This window comes from Pseudidiomarina gelatinasegens (assembly GCF_004025325.1).
Lineage (GTDB): Bacteria > Pseudomonadota > Gammaproteobacteria > Enterobacterales > Alteromonadaceae > Pseudidiomarina > Pseudidiomarina gelatinasegens.
Genome location: NZ_RSFE01000010.1, coordinates 32828 through 55335 on the forward strand (window position 1 = coordinate 32828; position 22508 = coordinate 55335).

23 protein-coding genes are annotated in these 22508 nt (G+C 47.5%); 8 read left to right on the forward strand and 15 right to left on the reverse strand.

Annotated features, from left to right (window positions below):
• Position 1 precedes the first annotated feature (1 nt).
• Complete coding sequence (gene orn, locus EGC76_RS10855; protein WP_128353027.1) at positions 2-544, reverse strand: oligoribonuclease; 543 nt, start codon at positions 542-544, stop codon at positions 2-4.
• 90 nt (positions 545-634) lie between these two features.
• Here orn and rsgA point away from each other — a divergent pair, with 90 nt between their 5' ends.
• The 3 genes from rsgA to EGC76_RS10870 are packed head-to-tail and all read left to right on the forward strand — an operon-like array spanning position 635 to position 3290.
• Positions 635-1693, forward strand: coding sequence for a small ribosomal subunit biogenesis GTPase RsgA (gene rsgA / locus EGC76_RS10860; protein ID WP_128353028.1), 1059 nt, complete (start codon positions 635-637; stop codon positions 1691-1693).
• Positions 1690-2559, forward strand: coding sequence for an archaetidylserine decarboxylase (gene asd / locus EGC76_RS10865; protein ID WP_128353029.1), 870 nt, complete (start codon positions 1690-1692; stop codon positions 2557-2559). Before rsgA ends, asd begins: the two co-directional genes overlap by 4 nt.
• A gap of 2 nt (positions 2560-2561) precedes the next feature.
• Positions 2562-3290 (forward strand): glycerophosphodiester phosphodiesterase, encoded by a 729-nt coding sequence (locus EGC76_RS10870; protein ID WP_128353030.1) that lies wholly within the window; start codon positions 2562-2564, stop codon positions 3288-3290.
• On the opposite strand, the gene EGC76_RS10875 is transcribed toward EGC76_RS10870, so the two are convergent.
• The 4 genes from EGC76_RS10875 to nudC form a co-directional block, all read right to left on the reverse strand.
• Positions 3287-6397 carry an efflux RND transporter permease subunit gene (locus tag EGC76_RS10875; protein ID WP_128353031.1) on the reverse strand — a complete coding sequence of 1037 codons (3111 nt, stop codon included), beginning with the start codon at positions 6395-6397 and terminating at the stop codon, positions 3287-3289. The two genes, EGC76_RS10870 and EGC76_RS10875, sit on opposite strands and share 4 nt — an antisense overlap.
• A 5-nt stretch (positions 6398-6402) precedes the next feature.
• A complete protein-coding gene (locus EGC76_RS10880; RefSeq protein WP_128353032.1) occupies positions 6403-7461 on the reverse strand; it encodes an efflux RND transporter periplasmic adaptor subunit in 1059 nt (352 codons plus the stop codon).
• 120 nt (positions 7462-7581) lie between these two features.
• Entirely contained in the window at positions 7582-8646 is a 1065-nt protein-coding gene (gene hemE, locus EGC76_RS10885; RefSeq protein WP_128353033.1) for a uroporphyrinogen decarboxylase, read from the reverse strand.
• Between the two features lie 51 nt (positions 8647-8697).
• On the reverse strand, positions 8698-9519 hold the full coding sequence (gene nudC / locus EGC76_RS10890) for an NAD(+) diphosphatase (protein WP_128353034.1): 822 nt from the start codon (positions 9517-9519) through the stop codon (positions 8698-8700).
• A gap of 88 nt (positions 9520-9607) precedes the next feature.
• Here nudC and rsd point away from each other — a divergent pair, with 88 nt between their 5' ends.
• Positions 9608-10078 (forward strand): sigma D regulator, encoded by a 471-nt coding sequence (gene rsd, locus EGC76_RS10895; protein WP_128353035.1) that lies wholly within the window; start codon positions 9608-9610, stop codon positions 10076-10078.
• A 21-nt stretch (positions 10079-10099) separates the two neighbouring features.
• On the opposite strand, the gene bamJ is transcribed toward rsd, so the two are convergent.
• Positions 10100-10876, reverse strand: coding sequence for a BamJ family beta-barrel-assembly machinery protein (bamJ, locus tag EGC76_RS10900; RefSeq protein ID WP_128353036.1), 777 nt, complete (start codon positions 10874-10876; stop codon positions 10100-10102).
• Positions 10877-10963: 87 nt separating this feature from the next.
• On the opposite strand from bamJ, the gene EGC76_RS10905 reads away from it, so the two are divergent.
• A complete protein-coding gene (locus tag EGC76_RS10905; protein ID WP_181950962.1) occupies positions 10964-11197 on the forward strand; it encodes a SlyX family protein in 234 nt (77 codons plus the stop codon).
• Between the two features lie 67 nt (positions 11198-11264).
• The gene (locus EGC76_RS10910) at positions 11265-12137 is read left to right on the forward strand and encodes a phosphoribulokinase (protein ID WP_128353038.1); all 873 of its coding nucleotides are present in this window, start codon (positions 11265-11267) and stop codon (positions 12135-12137) included.
• Between the two features lie 14 nt (positions 12138-12151).
• On the opposite strand, the gene EGC76_RS10915 is transcribed toward EGC76_RS10910, so the two are convergent.
• The 8 genes from EGC76_RS10915 to rpe all read right to left on the reverse strand — a co-directional run bounded on the left by EGC76_RS10915 (position 12152) and on the right by rpe (position 19683).
• A complete protein-coding gene (locus EGC76_RS10915; protein ID WP_128353039.1) occupies positions 12152-13009 on the reverse strand; it encodes a 23S rRNA (adenine(2030)-N(6))-methyltransferase RlmJ in 858 nt (285 codons plus the stop codon).
• A complete protein-coding gene (locus EGC76_RS10920; RefSeq protein ID WP_128353060.1) occupies positions 13010-13411 on the reverse strand; it encodes an OsmC family protein in 402 nt (133 codons plus the stop codon).
• 42 nt (positions 13412-13453) lie between these two features.
• The gene (astD, locus tag EGC76_RS10925) at positions 13454-14923 is read right to left on the reverse strand and encodes a succinylglutamate-semialdehyde dehydrogenase (protein ID WP_128353040.1); all 1470 of its coding nucleotides are present in this window, start codon (positions 14921-14923) and stop codon (positions 13454-13456) included.
• Positions 14923-15951, reverse strand: coding sequence for an arginine N-succinyltransferase (astA, locus tag EGC76_RS10930; protein WP_128353041.1), 1029 nt, complete (start codon positions 15949-15951; stop codon positions 14923-14925). Before astA ends, astD begins: the two co-directional genes overlap by 1 nt.
• Positions 15952-15969: 18 nt before the next feature.
• Complete coding sequence (locus EGC76_RS10935; RefSeq protein ID WP_128353061.1) at positions 15970-17172, reverse strand: aspartate aminotransferase family protein; 1203 nt, start codon at positions 17170-17172, stop codon at positions 15970-15972.
• 225 nt (positions 17173-17397) lie between these two features.
• Positions 17398-17985 carry an anthranilate synthase component II gene (locus tag EGC76_RS10940; protein WP_128353042.1) on the reverse strand — a complete coding sequence of 196 codons (588 nt, stop codon included), beginning with the start codon at positions 17983-17985 and terminating at the stop codon, positions 17398-17400.
• A 3-nt stretch (positions 17986-17988) separates the two neighbouring features.
• Positions 17989-18993, reverse strand: a complete 1005-nt coding sequence (trpS, locus tag EGC76_RS10945; protein ID WP_128353043.1) for a tryptophan--tRNA ligase — start codon at positions 18991-18993, stop codon at positions 17989-17991.
• 18 nt (positions 18994-19011) lie between these two features.
• Positions 19012-19683, reverse strand: coding sequence for a ribulose-phosphate 3-epimerase (gene rpe / locus EGC76_RS10950; RefSeq protein WP_128353044.1), 672 nt, complete (start codon positions 19681-19683; stop codon positions 19012-19014).
• A gap of 139 nt (positions 19684-19822) precedes the next feature.
• Here rpe and EGC76_RS10955 point away from each other — a divergent pair, with 139 nt between their 5' ends.
• Both EGC76_RS10955 and EGC76_RS10960 read left to right on the forward strand, forming a co-directional pair.
• A complete protein-coding gene (locus EGC76_RS10955) occupies positions 19823-20125 on the forward strand; it encodes a hypothetical protein (RefSeq protein WP_128353045.1) in 303 nt (100 codons plus the stop codon).
• A 27-nt stretch (positions 20126-20152) separates the two neighbouring features.
• Positions 20153-20386 carry a DUF2970 domain-containing protein gene (locus EGC76_RS10960; RefSeq protein ID WP_128353046.1) on the forward strand — a complete coding sequence of 78 codons (234 nt, stop codon included), beginning with the start codon at positions 20153-20155 and terminating at the stop codon, positions 20384-20386.
• On the opposite strand, the gene prlC is transcribed toward EGC76_RS10960, so the two are convergent.
• A complete protein-coding gene (prlC, locus tag EGC76_RS10965) occupies positions 20361-22418 on the reverse strand; it encodes an oligopeptidase A (protein WP_128353047.1) in 2058 nt (685 codons plus the stop codon). The genes EGC76_RS10960 and prlC overlap by 26 nt on opposite strands.
• Positions 22419-22508: the final 90 nt, after the last annotated feature.

Here is a 22508-nt window from a genome sequence, read left to right on the forward strand (position 1 = left end):
ATTATTTAAATAGGTGCGTACGGTAATATTTTAATTCTTCGATGGACTCACGAATATCTGCCAAAGCTGTGTGTGCCCCTTGTTTGGTTAAACCGTTTGCAACGTCAGGTGCCCAATATTTTGCGAGCTGTTTCAAAGTACTAACATCAAGATTACGATAATGAAAATAAGCTTCTAGTTCGGGCATGTGCTTCGCCAAAAAACGGCGATCCTGACAAATACTATTGCCACACATTGGCGAACTTCCCGGCGTCACCCATTGCTGCAAAAACTCGATGGTTGCAGCGCTCGCCGCTTGCTCATCAACTTTGCTCGCTTGAACGCGCTCAACCAGTCCAGAATTAGTATGCGTCGTAACATTCCAATCGTCCATTTTTTTCAAATTCGCGGCGGACTGATGGACAGCAATTACCGGCCCTTCTGCAAGTACGTTAAGTTCATAGTCAGTTACGATTGTTGCAATTTCAATAATATGGTCATAATCAGGTACTAAACCCGTCATTTCCAAGTCAATCCAAATCAGCCGTTCTGCGCTTGCGCTCATTCAAGGTACCTTATTTGATTACAATTAAGTTCAGGCACTATTGTGCTTAATAATGTATGATCGTTGCCAGTATGAACTGGAATTTAATTGATGGCAAAACAGCGAAAACTGAATAAAGGACAATTGCGTCGCATTCGCTCTAATCAAGAGAAGCGAATTCACCGATCCGATAACGAGCTCGACGTTCCAGATGCCGTGCTAGAAAATTCTGAAGCCGGTATTGTCGTGAGTCGATTCGGTCAACAAGCGATCATTTGTACTGAATCTGAGCCTGCACTGCGCTGCCACATCCGACGCGCGGTAGACTCATTGGTTTGCGGTGACGAGGTTGTTTGGCGCCGTTTTAAACAGCGCTCCGATGACATCGCTGGCGTTATTGAGGCAGTGCAGCCTCGGCGTTCGCTATTAAGCCGCCCCGATTATTATGATGGCGTTAAACCTGTTGCTGCAAATGTCGATCAGATCTTAATTATCTCGAGCGTCTTACCTGCTTTTTCTTCGCAAATTATTGATCGCTATTTAGTGGCCTGCGAAGACATAGAAGTTACCCCAGTTATTGTGCTCAACAAAGCTGATTTAACAGCAACGCTAACACCTGAAGAGCAACGAGACATTACGGAAGCCCTCGCTGTTTACCGAGCCATCGGGTACGACGTTCTGGAGGTGAGTGCTAAACAGCCAGAGTCGTTAAGCGCATTGCAACAATTGCTCGATGGTCATGTCTCAATAGTTGTCGGCCAGTCAGGCGTAGGTAAGTCATCGTTAGTTAATGCGCTATTACCAAACATCGACGCCGAAGTAAGTCCGGTGTCGGATAATTCCGGATTAGGTCAGCACACCACCACAGTGGCAACCCGTTATGTTGTTCCAACTGGCGGTGTACTGATTGATTCACCGGGTATTCGAGAGTTCGCACTGTGGCATCTGGATCCCGAACGCGTTGCTTGGTGCTATAAAGATTTTCGTCCATACTTAGGCCAATGTAAGTTTCGTGACTGTAAACACATAGATGACCCAGGCTGTGCACTCCAAGAAGGGTTAGAATCAGGTGAACTGCACGCGCTTCGGCTGTACAATTTCCACAAAATTATTGAGTCGATGGCCATTAAGAAGCCGTCGCGAGCAACGTCTAGAGGTAAAAAAACGTGAATTGGGATCGCGCGAAAATTCAATTACAACATTGGTTACCGAAACACGGCCTTTCACGCTTGGTGGGTAAATTCGCCGCCGCTCGTGCTGGCTGGTTTACACAAATGTTTATTCGCTGGTTCATTCGTCAATATAAAATTGATATGAGTGAGGCAGTACATGAAGATCCACGCGCATATAAAACCTTCAATGAGTTTTTCACCCGCCACTTAAAGCCGGAATTGCGACCTCTTAAAGCCGATAAAGCCAACCAGTTCGCTCATCCTGTCGACGGTGCCATTAGTCAACTTGGCGATATTGAAGAAGGCCGTATATTTCAGGCTAAAGGTCACGACTACAGTCTTACTGATCTGGTTGGCGGTGACCCGCGCGATGCACACGCGTTTCGCGAAGGTGATTTCGCAACAATTTACCTAGCCCCTAAAGACTATCATCGCATTCATATGCCATGCGATGGCGTTTTACGCAAAATGGTTTACGTACCCGGTGACTTGTACTCGGTTAACCCACTTACGGTTGCGCATGTACCGAATTTATTCGCGCGCAATGAGCGGGTTGTCGCTATTTTTGATGGTGAGTTTGGTAAGTTTGCGATGGTTCTGGTTGGTGCAACAATTGTTGCCAGTATTGGTACAGTATGGTCGGAGACGGTTACGCCTCCTCGCGGCTCCAGTGTTCATGCTTGGGAATACCCTGCATCAGGTGATCAGGCTATTGCACTTAAAAAGGGCGAGGAAATGGGGCACTTTAAACTCGGTTCCACAGTAATCCTGCTGTTCCCCAACGATGCCATTGATTTCGAAGATGAACTGAAAGCCGGCTCAGTAACCCGTATGGGTGAGCTTCTCGGTCAGCGCGACGACTAAGCATGCTAATCTTTGCCCATCGCGGTGCGAGTTTTGAAGCCCCGGAAAATACGATAGCGGCATTCAGTAAAGCGCTTGATGCTCAAGCCGATGGCATTGAGATTGACGTTTATCCACTTGAAGACGAATGGATTGTCTTTCACGATAGATATCTAGCACGTTTAACCGCCCATCAAGGGCGGTTGCAAGACTTGACGCTTGCCCAGTTACGCACCCTGAAAGTATTTGGCCAACAAACGATACCCACACTGGACGAGGTATTGGATTATATCGGTGGACGCTGCCACGTAAATATAGAGCTGAAAGGTGCCGATATAAAACGCGGACTAACCCGCCATTTAAGGCGCGCAGTTGCTCAAGCGAATTTCCAGCCCGAACAGCTCATAGTCTCCAGCTTCAATCATCATTGGTTAGCCCAGCTCAAGCACGATCACCCGCAACAGCTGATCGGTGCGCTCACGACCAGCTGCCCACTAACCTACGCACAATTCGCACAAACCCTTCAAGCTTGGTCTGTGCATATCGATGTTGACTTTGTTACACAAGAATTCGTCGATGATGCGCATCAACGCGGTTTGAAGGTGTTAGTGTTTACTGTCGATGAACCGGACGATATGCGCGACTTAAAAGCGATGGGCGTTGATGGTATTTTCACCAACCACCCATCACTTGCGCGAAATGTGATCAGCGGGCTTTTTGTTGACGCCCGCGAATCAAATCACCTCGATTAAGCGTCGAAGTTACCTTTAGTATCTGGATGACTTACCTCTAACTGCGCAATCTCGTTAGAAACTTTCTCTGGCGAAGTTGTATTTCGTGCCAGCAGCGAATATAACGATGGAACAATAAATATCGTTAAAAACGCTGACAACGCCACACCAGCAAAAATAACGGTACCAATAACCATACGGCTTTCGGCACCAGGCCCTGAACCAAGGATCAGCGGAACTGCGCTCATTAACGTTGTGAACGCTGTCATGACAATTGGCCGCAGGCGCTGCTGAGAACCTTTCACAATCGCTTCATCAAATTGCATACCGGCATCGCGCAATTGGTTGGTAAACTCAACGATCAGGATACCGTTTTTAGCTGCCAGCCCGATAAGCATCACGATACCAATTTGGCTATAAATGTTGATGGTCATGCCGGTTACATAGAGCCCAATAATAGCGCCCAAAAACGCGATAGGTACCATCAGCATAATCACCAACGGATGCACAAAGCTCTCAAACTGCGCCGCAAGCACCAAATAAGCAACCAATAATGCCAGCACGAAGACAAAGATGACCGAGCTACCGCTCTCCTTGTACATCTGTGACTCGCCTTTATAGTCGATGCTCACGTCATCAGGTAACTCTGTGCGTACGATTTCTTCCAAATACGTTAAAGCTTCACCTAACGAATAACCTTCGGCCAAGTTCGCTTCAATGGTAATGCTGCGCATTCGGTTATACCGATTCAGCGACCCTGATGTTGCTTGTTCTTCCACCGTAACTAAGTTCGATAGCGGAATTAACTGACTCGAACTGTTTGAGCGCACATAGATATTATCAATTGCTGTTGGGCTGCGATAATCCGCGCGCTCACCTTCCAAAATAACATCATACTCTTCACCGCGGTCCAGGTAGGTTGTCGCACGACGTTGCCCCAACATGGTTTCAAGGGTACGACCAATATCGCCAACCGACACACCAAGGTCTGATGCGCGCTCCTGATTAATACGAATTAATAACTGCGGTAAGGTAGCTTTGTAATCACTGTCTAAGTCCATTAAGTTCGGATTTTGACTGGCTTTTTCAATGACAATATCACGGTACGCAGCGAGCTGTTCGTAGGTATTGCCTTGCAGAACAAACTGCACGGGACGCCCATTGCCACCACTTATACCACTGCGCATAAAGGCAAATGCCCGCACCCCAGTAACATTATTAAGCTGTTCTGAAACTTCATCCATGAGCTCAAAAGTGGACCATTCACGCTCTTCAAAAGGAATTGCACCGACAATCGCGACCCCGGCCGAGTTGCCCCAACCTGGTGAACGAATAATCAAACGGTCGATTTTACCCTGATCAATATACGGCATCAGAATACTTTCAATCTCGCGCATGTTGGCAGAATTCGACTCGAAACTGGCCCCTTCTTCGCTTCGCACCATGACATAAAAGGTGCCGCGGTCTTCCGGCGGAACAAACTCCTGCTCTATAAATTGCATCATGCCGTACGACACGACGCCGGCCAAAATAACCAACAAGCCTGCCATCCACGGGTAGGCAAGCGTGCGTTTTAAAACACGCACATAACCAGACTCAACCCAGGCAAAAACCTTATCGATGATGAGTCCGAACTTACTGGAACGCTCTTTCTTTTTCAGAATTTTCGAGCTGAGCATGGGCGATAGGGTTAAGGCTGCAATACTCGAAAAGGCCACTGCTGCCGCAATAGCCAACGCAAACTCGGTAAACAGCTGACCGATATTGCCGTCTAAAAATGCAAGAGGGACAAACACTGAAATCAACACAAGTGTTGTAGCAACTACAGCAAAACCGACCTCACGCGCACCCCGATACGCCGCCAATAACGGCGGTTCACCCGCCTCAATGCGCCGATAAATATTTTCCAATACAACAATGGAATCATCTACCACCAAGCCGATGGCTAAAACCAACGCCAACAAGGTCAACAGGTTAATTGAAAAACCCATCGCGAATAGCGCGATATAGGATGCGATGATGGCAACAGGCACCGTCAACGCTGGAATCAACGTGGCGCGAATGTTCCCAAGGAACATGTAGATAACGATAACCACCAAACCCATTGCAATACCAAGGGTGTTGTATACCTCGTCAATTGAGCCTTTGATGAATATCGACGAGTCGTAGCTGGGTACAATAAACATTGTTTCCGGCAATGTCTGGGCTATTTGGTCAATTTCTCGCCGAACATTTTCAACAACTTCCAGCGTATTCGCCTTCGATTGCTTGACGATACCCACACCAACCATGTTGATGCCGTTACCACGGAAATCGGTTTTGTCATTTTCGGCACCCATTTCAATGCGCGCCACTTCTGCGAGGCGCACCAGCTGCCCATTGTCCCCACGTTTAATGGTTAAGCGTTTAAAATGCTCCGGCGTAAGATAAGTACGTGCAACTCGTACCGTAAATTCGCGGTCAATGGATTCAACTTCACCCGCTGGTAATTCAACGTTTTCAGAGCGTAAACGGTTTTCGATATCGGTAACCGTAATATTACGAGCCGCCATGGCATCACGATCCAGCCATACGCGCATCGCATAACGACGCTCACCGCCTAAATTGACGCGAGCAACACCATCGACCACCGACAACCGCTCAGCTATATAGCGGTCCGCATAGTCCGTCAGTTCAAGCACCGACATGGTTTCGCTGCGTAAGTTGTACCAAACAATCGTACTTTCATCGGAGTTCGCTTTGGAAACTTCCGGCGGGTCAACTTGTTCTGGCAGGTTATCGACTACACGCGAAACCCGATCACGAACATCGTTGGCAGCGGCATCTATGTCCCGCTCCAGGGTGAATTCGATACTGATACGCGAGCGACCATTGCGGCTACTCGAGTTGATATTTTTGATGCCTTCAATACCGCTAATGCGGTCTTCTATCACCTGCGTGATTTGTGTTTCCACAATATCAGCCGACGCACCGGTATAACTAGTATCAATCGACACTACCGGCGGATCAATGTCAGGGTACTCGCGCAGCGGCAGCATCGTAAAGGCGACAATACCAAACACGATAAGTAAAATATTAACAACGGAGGCAAAAACCGGACGTTTTACCGAAATATCTGACAACAACATCGCGTTTAGCCCTCCCGTACGGTTACGGCAACACCGTCACGAAGACGAACCATCCCCTCGGTTACCACTTTGTCACCTGGCTCAATACCTTCCAATACTTCAACAATGCCTGGCTTACGACGCCCGATAGTGACAGGCACTTGGCGTGCGATGTTTTCGGCGTCAATGATGTAGACGTAGGTGCGATCATTAATCGGTACAATAGCCTTTTCAGGCAGAATCATCGTCTCATCGACGCTACGTAAAAGGTTTACACGTAACAACATGCCCGGGCGCAGTTTATTATCGTCATTGGGGATTGTTGCGCGTACCAAAATGGAGCGCGTTAACGGGTCAACACGCGAGTCGATACTTAAGATTTCACCACGAAATTCTTCACCCGGGTAGGCGCCGCTTCTTGCTGCGACACTTTGACCAGTGCGCAAGCTAGCAAAAAACAATTCAGGTACGTTGAAATCAAGTTTGATTGGGGTGACATCATCAAGCGTTGTGATTTGTTCACCCGGTGACACCAATGAACCGACACTTACGTGACGAATGCCAAGGCGGCCATCGAATGGTGCAATGATGCGCTTTTGCGCAAGTTGTGTTTCAGCCACTTCAAGCGCTGCGATAATTTCTTTAACTTGCACGTCTTGAGTTTCTAATTGTTGCTGTGACGCAGCATTTTGACGACGTAGATCAACCAAGCGTTGATATTGGCGATTCGCTTCAGCTAAACGGAACTTCAGCTCTTGCACGCGGGCTTTTTCTTCACGTGAATCAAGCTCTATTAACAAGTCACCAGCTTGGACGACATCGCCATCATCAAAGTGCACCGCCATAACGATATCTTGTGCTTGAGCAGTTACAACGATGGACTCGTTTGCTTGAGCCGTACCGAGTGCTTCGATGACATCACGAAACTCACTGATTTGCGCGGCTTGCACGCGAACAGGAACCGGATTTTGCGGACGCTCTTCTTTGCCCGCATTCGGGTCGGCAAAACCGAAAAAATAGGCGGCCGCAGCGATTGCGATCACCACAAAGATAGTTATTGGATTAAAAATATTTCGTGCTGCCATAAATCCCTCAGGTTACTACGTCGGCTTCATGTCATGGTCTGACACTATTGTAACCTAGGGATTCAATGCAACATCCCCGCTTATCGGACAATAAGCGGGATTTACCGCAAATAAAGTAAATTACTTGTGATACGCAGGGCTTAGCTTGTGAACAGCTTCAATAAATGCACCTGCATGGTCAGGGTTTACTTCGGGGTGAATACCATGACCAAGGTTGAATACATGGCCAGTACCTGAACCATAGCTTTCAAGTATCGTTGCTACTTCGGCTTCTATTCGTGCCGGAGGGGCATACAATACGCTTGGGTCCATGTTGCCCTGCAATGCGACCTTGTCATTTACCGCTTTGCGAGCGGTGCCTAAATCAGTGGTCCAATCGACACCAAGCGCATCACAACCGGTTGCAGCCATGTCTGCTAGCCAAGCGCCGCCGTTCTTGGTGAATAATGTGATCGGTACTTGACGCCCATCGGCGTGACGGGTTAGTCCGTTCACAATTTTTTGCATGTAATTCAATGAAAATTCGCGATAGTCGCGCGGGCTTAGTACACCGCCCCACGTATCAAAAATCATAACCGCCTGAGCACCTGCAGCAATTTGCGCGTTCAAGTAACTGGTTACCGACTGCGCCAGTTTATCCAGTAACATGTGCATGGCTTGAGGTTCGCTAAACATTAGCTTTTTAACTTCACTGAAATTCTTAGTGCTGCCGCCTTCAACCATATAAGTCGCGAGTGTCCACGGGCTGCCTGAGAAGCCAATCAGTGGCACTTGACCATTCAGCTCGCGCCGAATAGTACGCACGGCATCCATCACATAGCGCAACTCTTGCTCAGGATCTGGCACACCCAGCTTCTTGATGCTATCTAAATCGCGTACTGGTCGAGCAAACTTAGGCCCTTCACCGGCTTCAAAGTAAAGACCCAGCCCCATCGCGTCGGGAATGGTTAATATGTCTGAAAATAAGATAGCTGCATCCAGAGCAAAACGACGCAATGGTTGCAAAGTCACTTCGCAGGCTAGTTCAGCATTTTTACATAAAGCCATAAAATCGCCAGCTTGCTTACGAACTTCGCGATACTCCGGCAAATAACGCCCGGCCTGACGCATCATCCAAATCGGGGTGCGTTCGGTCGGCTGGCGCAACAAGGCACGAAGATACAAATCATTTTTTAATTCAGACATGTCTATGATTATCCAATTTAACCATTAATTAATGCGCGCATTTTAGCAGTATTAGGATTTGCTTTCCTGATCAATTTCAGCTTTTAGCCGCATGATTAATTTATTTGCGATGGTACCTTCCGCCGGAATTCGCGGCAGATTATCGATGTCGTACCAGCCCCCTTCTTCCAGCTCAAAGGGATCAATACGTACGTCGCCGCTATCCCATTCAGCAATATAGCCAATCATCAGAGAGTTAGGGAATGGCCACGACTGGCTACTCACATAACGGGCGTTCTTTATTCGCACGCCTGCTTCTTCCATCACTTCACGTTCAAGTGTCTGCTCCAGTGGCTCGCCAGCTTCAACAAAGCCAGCTAACACAGAATAAAGCCCCTCGGGATGCCTTTTGCCACGGGCCAGCAATATTTGTCTGCCTTTTCGTATGGCGACAATGATACATGGTGAAATACGTGGGTAGCAGCGATGCTGGCAACTGTGACAATGCATTGCTATTTCCCAGTCAACAGCTTGCATACGCGAGCCGCAGCGCCCACAAAACCGATGTGTTGACAAAAAGTCAGCGACTTGTTTTGAGCGTGCCGCCATGGCAAACATTTCCGTATCGGTGCCAATAATTAACTCACGCACACTAAGAAACTCACCAACCGCAGAAAAATTGGTGTCGCCAAAATCAGCGACTACCAGATAACAATGGCGCTCTCTTAATTCACCGATGAATACCGTTTTGTATTCTGATAAATCAGGAAATGGCATTTCATCCAGCAAGCCATGAGGAATTTGCTTTTCTTCAGTAAGAAGAATCTCACCGCCAGAAATGACAAACCACCAAACCGGTTCATCCTGAGCTGGACGTTGATAGGGTTTATTCATGTAAATTAGCCCGCGATTAATCGAAAACAGTTGACGCTAGCTTAGCATCATCAGTAGATTGGTTGCTATCAAACAAACGGAGATGAACATGTTAAAACGTAACGAGCAGGCCAAGCAACGCTGGGGAGGCGCCCACGCTGCAGTGGATACTTGGTTACAAGAACGACAAGCTTTGCTTATCGAATATTTTAAGCTGGCTGGCTTACCACCCTATGAACGTGATGCGAATGCTCTACCTGCAACTCAAGACATATCGAATTTTTGCGGACTATTAATGGACTACGTTTCGTCCGGTCACTTCGAAGTTTACGACTCGATTATTTGCAACAGTAAAAATGCACCCGAATCAACCCGAGCGTTAGCTGAAGAAGTATTCCCATTAATTAGCGATACCACGGAAATTGCGCTGGACTTTAATGATAGCTATGCCGACGTAACGCCTGAAACGCAATTGAATGGGTTTGATGGCGACTTATCGAATTTAGGTGAAGCGCTTGAACTGCGTATGGAGTTCGAAGATAGGTTATTAAATACGTTAGAGCAGCATAAGCTGCTCTAACGTTATTGCATTCAAAGCGGATTATTGTTTCGCTTCGATTTCAACAGGTTGTTCTTCCATATCTTCTGGATTCACAATATTCAGAAGCTCAACTTCAAACACCAAGGTGGCGTTCGGAGGAATTTGACCGTTACCCGCGCCACGTTCGCCGTAAGCCAAGTCCGCAGGAATCACGAAACGGTACTTATCACCAACGCTCATCAATTGAACACCTTCAGTCCAACCGGCAATAACACGGTTTAATGGCAGAACTAACGGTTCGCCACGATCGACTGAGCTGTCAAAAACTTCGCCGTTGATTAAGGTGCCATGATAATGAACTTCAACTAAATCAGTCGCTGCTGGCTGCGCACCACCCTCAGGGCCTTCTTGCAAGACTTCATACTGCAACCCAGACTCGGTTACCGTTACACCTTCTTTCTTGGCGTTTTCAGCTTGATAAGCCTCGCCTTCTTCCAATGCTTTACCGCCAACAACAGTTGCACGCTGTTCAGCAATTTGCGCTTGCATGGCAGTGATTAACTCTTCTGCCTCTGCTTGTGAAATTTTCGCATCGCCTTTCACTGCATCAACAAAACCGGCAATAACGAGGTCACGATTCAATACAAACTCAGCTTCTTCTTGGCGATTCAGTGTGTCACCAACATATTCACCAAGTGTAGAACCAAAAGCGTAGGCCATTTTGTCCTGTTCAGCCTCTGGCGCAGCTTCGCTCACAGGGAATTTCTCTTGTTGCATACAACCAGTTACTGCAAGCGCTACAACAGCCAGCGCCAATGGCTTTTTAAATTGCTTCATTTATTGTCTCCAGGATTGAATTCTGTGTCAGAGTAAGTTGTAATTCGTCGCGCTGAATATACTACACATAAATAGGGGTGTTTGCCTATGGCTGCGCAACACGATGATGAATTATCGCGACGTATCGCAGACCTTGAGAGCCAATTAGCTTTTCAAGAAGATACGATTGAAACACTGAACCAGCTAGTTACTCAACAGGCGGGCGAACTCCAACTCTTGCATCATCAGATGCGTTTATTGGGTGAAAAGTTCCAACAAATAAGTGATCCCGAAGGTTCCTCTTCCAATGACCCGTCTCAGGAAGTTCCTCCACACTACTAACATGCGCAAAACTTGACCCGATGTGACTGACCCCGTATAACATTCTTTCTACGTTTTCGGAGGTTTCATGTCGGTACAACACCCAATCATCGCAGTCACCGGTTCATCAGGAGCTGGGACCACCACAACGAGCCAAGCGTTGCGGCATATTTTCCGCTCCTTGGACGTTAAAGCTGCGTGTGTTGAGGGCGATAGCTTCCACCGATACTCACGGCCAGAAATGGAACTGGCAATTCGAAAAGCCCAAGAACAAGGGCGCCATATCAGCTACTTTGGCCCTGAAGCTAACGATTTTACGCGCTTAGAAGCACTGTTTCGCGAATACGGCGCCACCGGCAACGGGCAGATTCGTCGTTATTTACACAATTTTGATGATGCAGTGCCCTACAACCAAGTACCCGGCACCTTCACCCCATGGGAACCGCTCACTGCCGGAACGGACCTGCTGTTTTACGAGGGCTTACATGGTGGCGTATCTGGCGATGGCTACAATGTGGCTCAACATGTTGATTTACTCATCGGCATGGTGCCTATTGTCAACCTGGAGTGGATTCAGAAGCTGCTGCGGGACACCTCTGAACGTGGCCATTCACGCGAAGCGGTAACGCAAAGTATTGTGCGTAGCATGGAAGACTACATCCATCATATTGTGCCGCAATTTTCACGTACCCACATAAATTTCCAACGTGTGCCTACGGTGGACACGTCAAATCCATTCAGCGCCAAAGACATTCCGTCACTTGACGAAAGTTTTGTCGTTATCCGGTTTCGGGGAATGAAAAATGTCGATTTCCCGTATTATCTGCGCATGATAGATGGGTCGTTCATGTCACGGATGAACACATTGGTGGTTCCGGGTGGAAAAATGGTATTTGCTATGGAGTTAATTTTGGCGCCGCTTATTGAGGAAATCCTTGATAAACAGCGCAAAGGCGCCTAAAGCTTTCCGCTCATTTACAGCCAGAGGCTTTGATATTCAGCACCCCGGTCTTGGGCAAGAATCGGCGTTAGGTAATCCATAATGTCATTTATCTGCTGCGTTAATCCGAAGGGTGGGTTAATAAACAGCATGCCGCACCCATTTAACTTGCTTGAGTCTGTTGCCGCGCGAATTAATAAATCGACCGCAAATAGTTTTTCTACCCCCGGTATAGATTTCACTTTTTGATGAAAATCACCGACAGTCAATGGGTCTTTGATTGGATACCATACGGCATAAATACCTGTAGCCCAGCGTTTAACGCCTTCTTGGAGAGCTTTAACCACTTGCTCAAACTCGTCACGCTGCTCAAACGGCGGATCAATAAGTACCATGCCACGTTTCTGTGGGGGCGGTAGGAGAGCTTTTAACGCTCCATAACCGTTGGTATGTTCAAGTACCTTGATTTGCTTGGCTGCCGGAAATTCCTTCCGTACATTTTCGCTCAGTGCGCCGCTATCTTCCCGATGCATTTCACACAAGGTAAGTTGGTCTTGTTCGCGCAAATGCTGTGCGCTAAACCATGGCGAGCCCGGATACCAGCGCAATTGTTCCGGTTGATTCGGATCATTAACCTCGCGAACCAAATTAACGTAGCGCTGAATAGACTCTGGCAGGTCACTACGATTCAATAACCGCCCAATACCCTCGACTGCCTCACCTGTTTTCTGCGCTTGTTCGCCGGTTAAGTCGTACATACCGATACCCGCATGGGTATCAAGCAACCAAAATGGCTTGTCTTTTTGTTGCAGGTAATCAAGTGCTACGCATTGCAATACGTGCTTGAGCACATCGGCAAAATTGCCAGCATGGTAACTATGCCGATAATTCATTTACACGTTCTCAATACTGTAACTGTGGGTAAGCTGCACTGATGCTTCGAGCATTTTCGCAACTGAACAATACTTGTCGGCTGAGAGCGCGACAGCGCGTTCAACATGCTTGTCTGCAACATCAGTGCCCGTCACAACAAAATGCAAATGCACTTTCGTAAAAACGGCAGGTACCGCGTCAGCGCGCTCGCCTTTAACTTCACAACGCACCGCCGAAACTTGCTGGCGAGCTTTTTCTAAAATACTCACCACGTCCACTGAGGAGCAACCGCCAGCTGCCATCAATACCAACTCCATTGGGCTTGCAGCCTCGGCTTTATTGCCGTCCATTGTTACTGAATGGCCCGAACCAGACTCAGCTTCAAATACTAAACCGTCGCGCCAGTTAACCGTTGCTTGCATTGCTGCTGCCATTAGGTGCTCCCTAGTGAATGTGTTTTATAACTAAAATTTAAGACCTGGTGCGAGTTTCTCAGGCATTGCAACATGCTCAGCTTCAACTGAAGCAACCGGATATGCACAATAATCAGCTGCATAATAAGCGCTGGCACGGTGGTTACCACTAGCACCCACGCCACCAAATGGTGCCGCGCTACTTGCGCCTGTAATCGGCTTATTCCAGTTCACAATACCAGCGCGGATGCGCTTAAAGAAATACCGGTAGGTTTCTTCGCTATCGCAAAGAATGCCCGCTGAAAGACCGTACTTGGTATTGTTGGCCTCTTTAATTGCCGCATCTAAATCGGTGTAACGGTAAACTTTTAATAGCGGCCCAAAATGCTCAATATCCGGCATTTCTTCAACATGCGTGACGTCTAAAATGCCTGGTGTGACAAAACCGAGATTGTGGTCTTTCTGCAGCATTTTTAATAAGATTTTAGCGCCAGCGTCAATGAGATCATTTTGCGCCTTGACCATATCTGTGGCTGCCTTCGCTGAAATCATTGCACCCATAAATGGTTGCGGGTCAGCTTCATAATCGCCAACTTGAATATTTTCCGTTACTTCAATCAAGCGTTTCAATATCGCATCGCCCTGCGGTCCCTTTTCAATAAACAAGCGACGAGCACACGTACAACGTTGACCGGACGTGATGAATGCAGATTGCACAATATCGTGCACTGCGGCATCGATATCAGCGACATCTTTTACGATGAGTGGATTATTACCACCCATTTCCAGGGCTAAAATTTTATCTGGGCGACCGGCATACAATTTATGAAGCACATGCCCGGTATTCGAAGAACCGGTAAAGAAAAGGCCATCGATTTGTGGGTGCGCCGATAGCGCTTTGCCGGTATCCACCAAGCCTTGAACGAGGTTTAATACGCCTTTCGGCAATCCTGCTTTTTCCCACATTTTGACAGTAAACTCTGCCACTTTAGGGGTCATTTCGCTGGGTTTAAATACCACTGTATTGCCCGCCAACAATGACGGCACAATGTGCCCGTTCGGTAGGTGGCCTGGGAAGTTATAAGGGCCATACACAGCAACCACACCATGTGGTTTGTGGCGTATAAATGCTTTAGCGCCAGGCATTGGGTTTTCGACGGTACCGGTACGCTCGTGGTAGGCACGTTCAGAAATGGCGACTTTACCAATCATTGCACCAACTTCTGTTAGTGTTTCCCAAATAGGCTTACCGGTTTCTTCGGCAATGATATGAGCAAATTTCTGCTTGTTCTCTTCCAACAGTTCAGCGAACCGCTTACAAATTGTTAGGCGGTCTTCAAAACTGCGTTCGGCCCAATCAACGAATGCCGCGCGGGCTGCCATCACGGCAGCGTCAACCTGCTCTTCAGTGGCTGCTTTACCTTCCCAAACCACTTCGTTACGGGCTGGGTCAACCGACTTAAATAATTCGCCTTCTCCGGCAATCCAATTGTTATTAATAAATAAATTCTGGTCTGACATTAGTTTGCTCCTGTCAATGTGACAAATCGAACGTTATCGCCATTTTGTACTTGCAGTGCTGCAGCCGTTTTCGCATCAAGAACCACATGATCATCAGCGAGCTCAAGGCGCGCTTGTGCGGCGCGGAAGTTTGCCACTTGTGTGTTGCAGACAATAAACCGCGACTGTTCTTTCGCAACATCTCCAATTTTTATAGGTAAGCGCTTACTTTCGCGTACGCTCTTAATATTAGAAACTTCAGCTTCTACCGTTGGACCCGCATCAAAAATATCTACATAGCCGCGACAGCGAAACCCTTCACTTTGCAACATTTTTAATGCTGGACGCGTATTATCATGTACCTGACCTATAACTGCTTGCGCCTCAGGCGGCAGCAATTTCACGTAAATAGGCAACTGCGGCATCAATTCAGCAACAAAGGTTTTTTCACCAATACCGGTTAAATAATCGGCTTGGGTAAAGTCCATTGAGAAAAAGTGCTGCTGCAACCAACCCCAAAACGGTGATTGCCCATTTTCGTCAGAAACACCGCGCATCTCCGCAATGGCAACTTCACTAAATCGGTTTCTAAACTCAGCCATAAACAGCATACGGAAGCGCGACAACACACGACCATTCATATTCTTTCTAAATGGTTCGCGTAAAAACAACGTGCACAATTCACTGAACCCAGTGTAATCATTACACAGCGTCAGTGTTTCAAGAGCGTTGTAGATATCCAATTCTTTTGAATGGTGTGTCACCGTACCTAAACGGTAATGATAGAAGGCATCGGAGAGGCCAACTGCAGCTTCAATAGCGCTGCAGCCAACCACTTCACCCGTGTCCGTTTCTTCCATGACAAACAAATAGCCCTCATCACCGGGCTCACTCACCTGTTCACGAGCAAAGGCTTCTTGAGCGCGAGCAATGCGGCGACGCAATAAATCTTCGTCAACAGGCAATGAGGTAAACCCGTGACCTGATTCAACTGCACACCGGTAGAGCGCCGCATAATCCTGCGGCTTAATCGGACGAACCACTAGCATAAGGTGTCTCCGTTTGGCTTAGCCAGCAAGCTTTGCGACTGCTCGCTCAAATCGCGCCAGCCCTTCAACAATATCTTGCTCAGGAATAATCAACGACGGTGTAAAGCGGATAACACTTGGCCCAGCAATCAGAACCATGGTGCCTTCATCGGCTGCGGCATTCAGAAAATCACGAGCTTTGCCGTCAAACTTCTCATTCAACTCTGCACCGATCAGCAAACCTTTGCCGCGAATGTCTTTGAAAATACCGTATTTTTCATTAATTTCTTGCAGTTTGTTTTTGAACAACTGCTCACGAACTTTCACACCTTCAAGCACGTCACTGGTATTTACGACATCAAATACGGCTTCAGCGACAGCACAAGCTAATGGGTTGCCACCATAAGTGCTACCGTGGGTGCCAGGCTTCAAATGCTGGGCAATCTCATCAGTTGTTAACATGGCACCAATTGGGAAACCACCGCCTAGCGCTTTAGCAGTTGATAGAATATCGGGGCTCACACCAAGTTGCTGATATGCGTACAAGCTTCCTGTACGACCAAAACCTGTTTGAACTTCATCGAATACCAATAACGCATTGTATTTATCACACAGCGCTCGCACGCCTTTTACGAAGTCTGCATCAGGGCTAATAACACCGCCTTCGCCTTGCAGAGGTTCCATCATTACTGCACAGGTTTGTTCAGACATGAGTTTTTCAAGTGCAGCAAGGTCGTTGTAATCAACGTGTTCTACCGCGCCAGGCTTCGGACCAAAGCCCTCAGAGTACGCAGGTTGGCCACCCACGGTAACGGTAAAGAAAGTGCGGCCGTGAAAACCTTTATTGAACGCAATAATTTGATTTTTCTCTGGGCCGAATTTATCAAGTGCCCAACGGCGGGCCAGTTTTAAAGCGGCTTCATTGGCTTCGGCGCCTGAGTTGGCGAAATAAACACGATCAGCAAAAGTTGCATCTGTTAGCTTTTTAGCCAAACGAATCGCTGGCTCGTTGGTGAATACGTTGCTCAAATGCCAAAGCTTGTTACCTTGCTCGGTTAACGCTTTAACCATAGCTGGGTGGCAGTGTCCTAAACAGTTGACCGCAATTCCGCCCGCAAAATCGACGTATTCTTTACCTTCTTGGTCCCAAACACGCGAGCCTTCACCTTTCACTGGTATCATTTTAGCCGGGTTATAGTTCGGCACCATCACATCATCAAATAAAGCGCGATTTACGTTGATCGTAGCAGTCATAAGGTTCCCTCGTTGCCTTGCAAATTAGTTTAGTTTGGCCGCTGAATAATAGCCGTATTTAGTGCGCATATTATTGCAGAAAAAAGCATCGCTGTCGTGCTTCAAGCTTAGAAAAAACGGGGGATTTCGGAGAGTTAGTTTATTTTGCAGCGCGCTTGCATAAGTATGCATGAAGCAGCAAATTTGAGTGAATAGTTAACGCAAAAATGACACTTATCTGGCCGCACAAAAGGCTAAAAAATGACCCAAAACATCATGCCCATACTCAGTTTCAATCGCCTCGGGGTGATATTGAACGCCCCAGATTGGCATATCCGCATGGCGAATTGCCATAACTTCACGTGAGCCATCTTTAGCTTCAGTCCACGCGTCCACAATAAGTTCTTTGGGGATGGAGCTGGGCGCTAAAACCAGTGAATGATAACGTGCGACCTGAATTGGGCTTGGTAAATCTTTGAACAACCCTTGATTTTCATGGTGCAATAAAGAAGTTTTGCCATGCATCACACGCTCGGCACGCACCACCTGAGCGCCGAACACCTGCCCGATGGCTTGATGCCCAAGGCAAACACCAAGTATGGGTAATTTGCCCGCAAAATGACGAATTACCTGCAAGGAAACCCCGGCCTCGTTCGGTGTACAAGGGCCGGGAGAAATAACAATACCGCTTAGCGGCAATTCGCTGATTTGTTCCAGGGATATTTGATCGTTCCGAACAACGTGTACCTGCGCGTTTAACTCCCGAAAGTAACGCACAACATTATGGGTAAACGAGTCATAGTTATCGATCATTAACAGCATAAGTTATGGCCGCGGTACGAACCCAATAACGTCATAAACTTTGCGTAACGTTTCAGCTGCATGTGCGCTTGCAGCTTGCGCCCCATTCGCCATAACCTGGTTCAAATAATCACGATTATTACGCAACTCTTGGTAACGCTGCTGAATTGGCTCAAGCATAGCTACCACAGCATCCGCCGTATCACCCTTTAAATGACCATACATTTTGTCTTCGTATGCAGGCACCAAATCGGCAATTGATTTGCCGGTTGCCGCAGACAAAATTGAAAGCAAGTTCGATACACCCGGCTTTTCTTCGGTATCAAAATAAATGCGAGCTTGCTCATCAGAGTCAGTCACTGCGCGCTTCAACTTTTTCGTGATTTTTTTCGGCTCTTCTAATAACCCAATAAAATTATTTGGGTTCTCATCAGACTTGGACATTTTCTTGGTCGGCTCTTGCAGGCTCATAACGCGTGCACCAACTTCCGGAATGAACGGGTCAGGTATGGTGAATACATCGCCATAAATGTTGTTGAACCGTGTTGCCACATCGCGCGCTAATTCAAGATGTTGTTTCTGATCATTACCGACCGGCACTTCATTTGCTTGATAAAGTAAAATATCTGCCGCCATCAATGCTGGATACGTAAACAAACCGGCATTGATGTTGTGCGCGTGCCTATCTGACTTGTCTTTAAACTGCGTCATACGATTCAACTCACCCATTTGGGTGTAACAATTCAAGACCCAAGCCAACTGGGCATGTTCAGGCACGTGCGATTGCACGAAAATAATACTTTTTTCTGGGTCTAAACCGCAGGCCATATAAAGCGCCAAGCCGTCTAGCGTTGCTTCGCGCAGTTTTTCTGGGTCCTGACGCACCGTAATCGCATGCAAATCAACCAGCATAAAACGGCAATCATGAGTTTCTTGCATTTTTACCCACTGACGCAGGGCGCCAATGTAATTACCAATCGAGAGTTGTCCTGACGGCTGACAGCCACTTAATACAATGGGTTTACTCATAAATTTTTATATCCGTTATTAAGCTACAGTTGCTAATTGTTTCCGCATTTCGCCGATTACTTTGGCATAGTCGGGTTGATTAAATATTGCGGAGCCTGCGACAAACATATCGGCACCGGCTGCTGCAATTTCAGCGATATTGTCCACTTTAACGCCGCCATCTATCTCTAATCGAATATCACGTCCGCTGGCGTCGATTATTTTACGTGCCTGACGCAACTTATCTAATGTTGCAGGAATAAATGATTGGCCACCAAAACCGGGGTTAACCGACATCAATAAGATCACATCAACTTTATCAAGTACATAATCTAAATAATGCAACGGCGTAGCCGGATTAAACACCAAGCCCGCTTGACACCCGGCGGCCTTAATTTGCTGCAAAGAGCGGTCGATATGCGTCGAGGCTTCGGGGTGAAAGGTGATAATTGATGCGCCCGCAGCAGCGAAGTCGTCGATCATGCGGTCCACCGGTTGCACCATTAAATGAACATCTATCGGTGCTTTGATACCGTAATCGCGAAGCGCCTTACAAACCATTGGCCCAATGGTGAGATTAGGAACGAAATGATTGTCCATCACGTCAAAATGAACGACGTCAGCACCTGCGCCTAATACATTGTCGACTTCTTCGCCAAGCCGCGCAAAATCTGCTGATAATATTGATGGTGCGATTAAAAATTCGCGCATAATCACCTCGCCTGTCAGAAAGAGGCCATAGTGTAGCAAAGGTTCGTCGCCTTGGCAGTCAAAAAAATAATGCAATAGGCTTGGCAGGTAAGCTTATTTCCTGCTATTTTAGTAGCTCATTTATTAAGCGGAGTAGTCCATGAAGCTGTCAGTTATGTCAGTCTTATTGATTGCAAGCATTGTGCTAATTAGCGCGGTGAGTGCTGCTGCGTGGCAAAATGAACCGACTAAATCGCTCGAAGAATGCAAAGCTATGATGCATAACAGCGAACAACCCAACGCTCAAACCGTCTGCCAAGCACCTGAACAAAGTGTGACATGGACCAGTTGGTTTAGCGGTAAAAGTCGCTCAACTCAATTCCATTTCCTCGATTTATTCGAGCTGCTATTTGGTTCAGCTGAATCTAAAAAGCGCGATTATAATCAACCTATTGGTGGTTAACCCGCTAATTGACAGCACTGAGTAGCCATGTCTTCAGAAAAACGTTCGGACAAAACTTCAGACCAACCTTCAAAACCTGGTTTTTTCGATATCGTAGTTAGTGTGCTTGCGGCGTTGTTTGGTGTGCAATCAGACAAAAATCGCCAACGCGACTTTAATCACGGTAATCCCGCAATCTACGTCGCAGTTGGCGCTGTGTTTGTCATTCTATTCGTAATTTCTCTGGTACTTTTAGTTAGCTGGGTTGTTCCAGACTCGTGATACCCGTATGACGCAGCAAAGCTTCAACGTCTGGCTCACGGCCTCGAAACTCCTTAAATAGCTCCATCGCATCGCGCGAGCCACCCCGCTCCAAAATCGCTCGTAAAAAATCTTGCCCTGTTTCGCGATTAAATATTCCTTCTTCTTCAAAGCGCGAATACGCGTCAGCCGACAACACCTCAGCCCACTTGTAGCTGTAATATCCCGCTGCATAGCCGCCAGCAAATATGTGGCCAAAACCATGTTGAAAACGGTTGTACGAAGGCGGTTTCCTGACCGCGACTTCATCCCGAACTGCATCAAGAATGGCTTGAATCTGATCGCCCTGCTGGGGATCGTAGTCGCGATGAATACGCAGATCAAACAAGCTAAATTCGAGCTGTCGAACCATTTGCATCGCTGATTGGAAGTTACGCGCAGCCAACATGTTATCTAATAAGTCCTGCGGTAGGGGCTCACCGGTTTCGAAATGGCCAGAGATCATGGCCAGTGCTTCTGGCTCCCAGCACCAATTTTCAAGAAACTGTGACGGCAGTTCAACCGCATCCCAAGCTACACCATTAATTCCTGACACACCGGCAACGTCAACTTTGGTTAGCATATGATGCAGACCATGGCCAAATTCATGGAACAATGTTAGCACTTCGTCATGAGTAAACAGCGCCGGCTTGTCACCTACAGGTTTATTGAAGTTACAGGTCAAATAGGCCACCGGCAATTGCAGTTGATGCGTCGCGGTAATTCGACGTACGGCGCACTCTGCCATCCATGCTCCACCGCGTTTTCCTGCGCGCGCATACAGGTCCAAAAAGAAACTACCGCGCACATCACCGTTGTTATCCGTGATGACAAAATAACGCACCTGAGGATGCCATGCAGCAACGTTCTCCTGCTCCTCAATACGTATTCCAAACAATGTTTGAACCACAGCAAATAGACCCTGCACAACCTGTTGTTCTGGGAAGTAGGGGCGTAATTGCTCATCGGAGATAGCGTAGCGTTGTTGCTTCAGCTTTTCGCTGAAATAGCCGACGTCCCAGGCATCTAAGTGATCAACTCCAAAGTTTTCGGCGGCGAACTTCAGAACATCCTGATAATCTTCGTGGGCCTGCGACAATGAATGCTTGGCTAAGTCCTGCAAAAATTGTTCAACCTGCTCTGCTGACTCAGCCATTTTTGTCGTCAACGACAATTCCGCATAGTTAGCAAACCCCAGCAGCTCGGCTAACTCATGACGTAGTGCTAAGGTTTCAGCCATGATGGCGGTATTATCAAATTGCCCCGCTTGCGGGCCTTGCTCAGAAGCGCGCGTGGTAAATGCTTCGTACATAATACGGCGCAGTTCAGCGTTGTCCGCATAAGTCATCACCGGCAAATAGCTTGGAAAATCTAAGCCAAAGCGCCAGCCCTCTTGCTGATGCTCTTCTGCGGCAGCTTTGGCGGCCGCAATAGCGCTTTCAGGAAGTCCTGCCAGCATGTCCTCAGTGGTTACCAGGTAGTGCCAGCCATCGGTCGCATCGAGCAAGTTATTACTGAACTGAGAAGACAGGTCAGATAGTTTCGTTTGAATTTCCGCATAGCGTTGTTTCTTATCGGCAGGTAAAGCAATGCCTGACAACTCAAAGTCACGCAGCGTATCCGTCACCACTTTACGCTGGGCCTCGGTAAGCTGTTCGAAGTTGTCACTTGCTCGCAATGTTTTAAAAGCGTTGTATAAGCCTTCGTGCTGCCCCACAAATGTGCCGTATTCAGACAGTTGCGGCAGGCAGTTATCGTGAGCCTCACGCAGTTCTTTCGAACTGACAACAGCATTTAAATGGGATACCGGCGACCAACTGCGCTCCAACAAGTCATCAACCTGCTCGAGGGGCTCCACTAATCCATCCCAGCTGTAGTCACCTGCGGCTATAACCGCCTCAATTGTGTTCTTACAGTCTTGAATCCGTTGCTCAATAGCCGGTATAACATGGTGCGGCTCTATTGCCTCAAACGGGGGTAAATGGTAATCAGTGAGCAAAGGGTTTTGACTCATGGAACATCCTCTTGAATAATGCGTGGATACTTTCGTCTTCTGCATAGGTATGGGCGGCGTGCCATTTTTCAAGGTCACACAGCCCCCACA

Bases quoted from the DNA above. Each gene is read 5' to 3' on its own strand.
- orn (WP_128353027.1), bottom strand. From the start codon at position 544: ATGAGCGCAAGCGCAGAACGGCTGATTTGGATTGACTTGGAAATGACG.
- rsgA (WP_128353028.1), top strand. From the start codon at position 635: ATGGCAAAACAGCGAAAACTGAATAAAGGACAATTGCGTCGCATTCGC.
- EGC76_RS10870 (WP_128353030.1), top strand. From the start codon at position 2,562: ATGCTAATCTTTGCCCATCGCGGTGCGAGTTTTGAAGCCCCGGAAAAT.
- EGC76_RS10875 (WP_128353031.1), bottom strand. From the start codon at position 6,397: ATGTTGTTGTCAGATATTTCGGTAAAACGTCCGGTTTTTGCCTCCGTT.
- EGC76_RS10880 (WP_128353032.1), bottom strand. From the start codon at position 7,461: ATGGCAGCACGAAATATTTTTAATCCAATAACTATCTTTGTGGTGATC.
- hemE (WP_128353033.1), bottom strand. From the start codon at position 8,646: ATGTCTGAATTAAAAAATGATTTGTATCTTCGTGCCTTGTTGCGCCAG.
- nudC (WP_128353034.1), bottom strand. From the start codon at position 9,519: ATGAATAAACCCTATCAACGTCCAGCTCAGGATGAACCGGTTTGGTGG.
- rsd (WP_128353035.1), top strand. From the start codon at position 9,608: ATGTTAAAACGTAACGAGCAGGCCAAGCAACGCTGGGGAGGCGCCCAC.
- bamJ (WP_128353036.1), bottom strand. From the start codon at position 10,876: ATGAAGCAATTTAAAAAGCCATTGGCGCTGGCTGTTGTAGCGCTTGCA.
- EGC76_RS10905 (WP_181950962.1), top strand. From the start codon at position 10,964: ATGGCTGCGCAACACGATGATGAATTATCGCGACGTATCGCAGACCTT.
- EGC76_RS10910 (WP_128353038.1), top strand. From the start codon at position 11,265: ATGTCGGTACAACACCCAATCATCGCAGTCACCGGTTCATCAGGAGCT.
- EGC76_RS10915 (WP_128353039.1), bottom strand. From the start codon at position 13,009: ATGAATTATCGGCATAGTTACCATGCTGGCAATTTTGCCGATGTGCTC.
- EGC76_RS10920 (WP_128353060.1), bottom strand. From the start codon at position 13,411: ATGCAAGCAACGGTTAACTGGCGCGACGGTTTAGTATTTGAAGCTGAG.
- astD (WP_128353040.1), bottom strand. From the start codon at position 14,923: ATGTCAGACCAGAATTTATTTATTAATAACAATTGGATTGCCGGAGAA.
- astA (WP_128353041.1), bottom strand. From the start codon at position 15,951: ATGCTAGTGGTTCGTCCGATTAAGCCGCAGGATTATGCGGCGCTCTAC.
- EGC76_RS10940 (WP_128353042.1), bottom strand. From the start codon at position 17,985: ATGCTGTTAATGATCGATAACTATGACTCGTTTACCCATAATGTTGTG.
- trpS (WP_128353043.1), bottom strand. From the start codon at position 18,993: ATGAGTAAACCCATTGTATTAAGTGGCTGTCAGCCGTCAGGACAACTC.
- rpe (WP_128353044.1), bottom strand. From the start codon at position 19,683: ATGCGCGAATTTTTAATCGCACCATCAATATTATCAGCAGATTTTGCG.
- EGC76_RS10955 (WP_128353045.1), top strand. From the start codon at position 19,823: ATGAAGCTGTCAGTTATGTCAGTCTTATTGATTGCAAGCATTGTGCTA.
- EGC76_RS10960 (WP_128353046.1), top strand. From the start codon at position 20,153: ATGTCTTCAGAAAAACGTTCGGACAAAACTTCAGACCAACCTTCAAAA.
- prlC (WP_128353047.1), bottom strand. From the start codon at position 22,418: ATGAGTCAAAACCCTTTGCTCACTGATTACCATTTACCCCCGTTTGAG.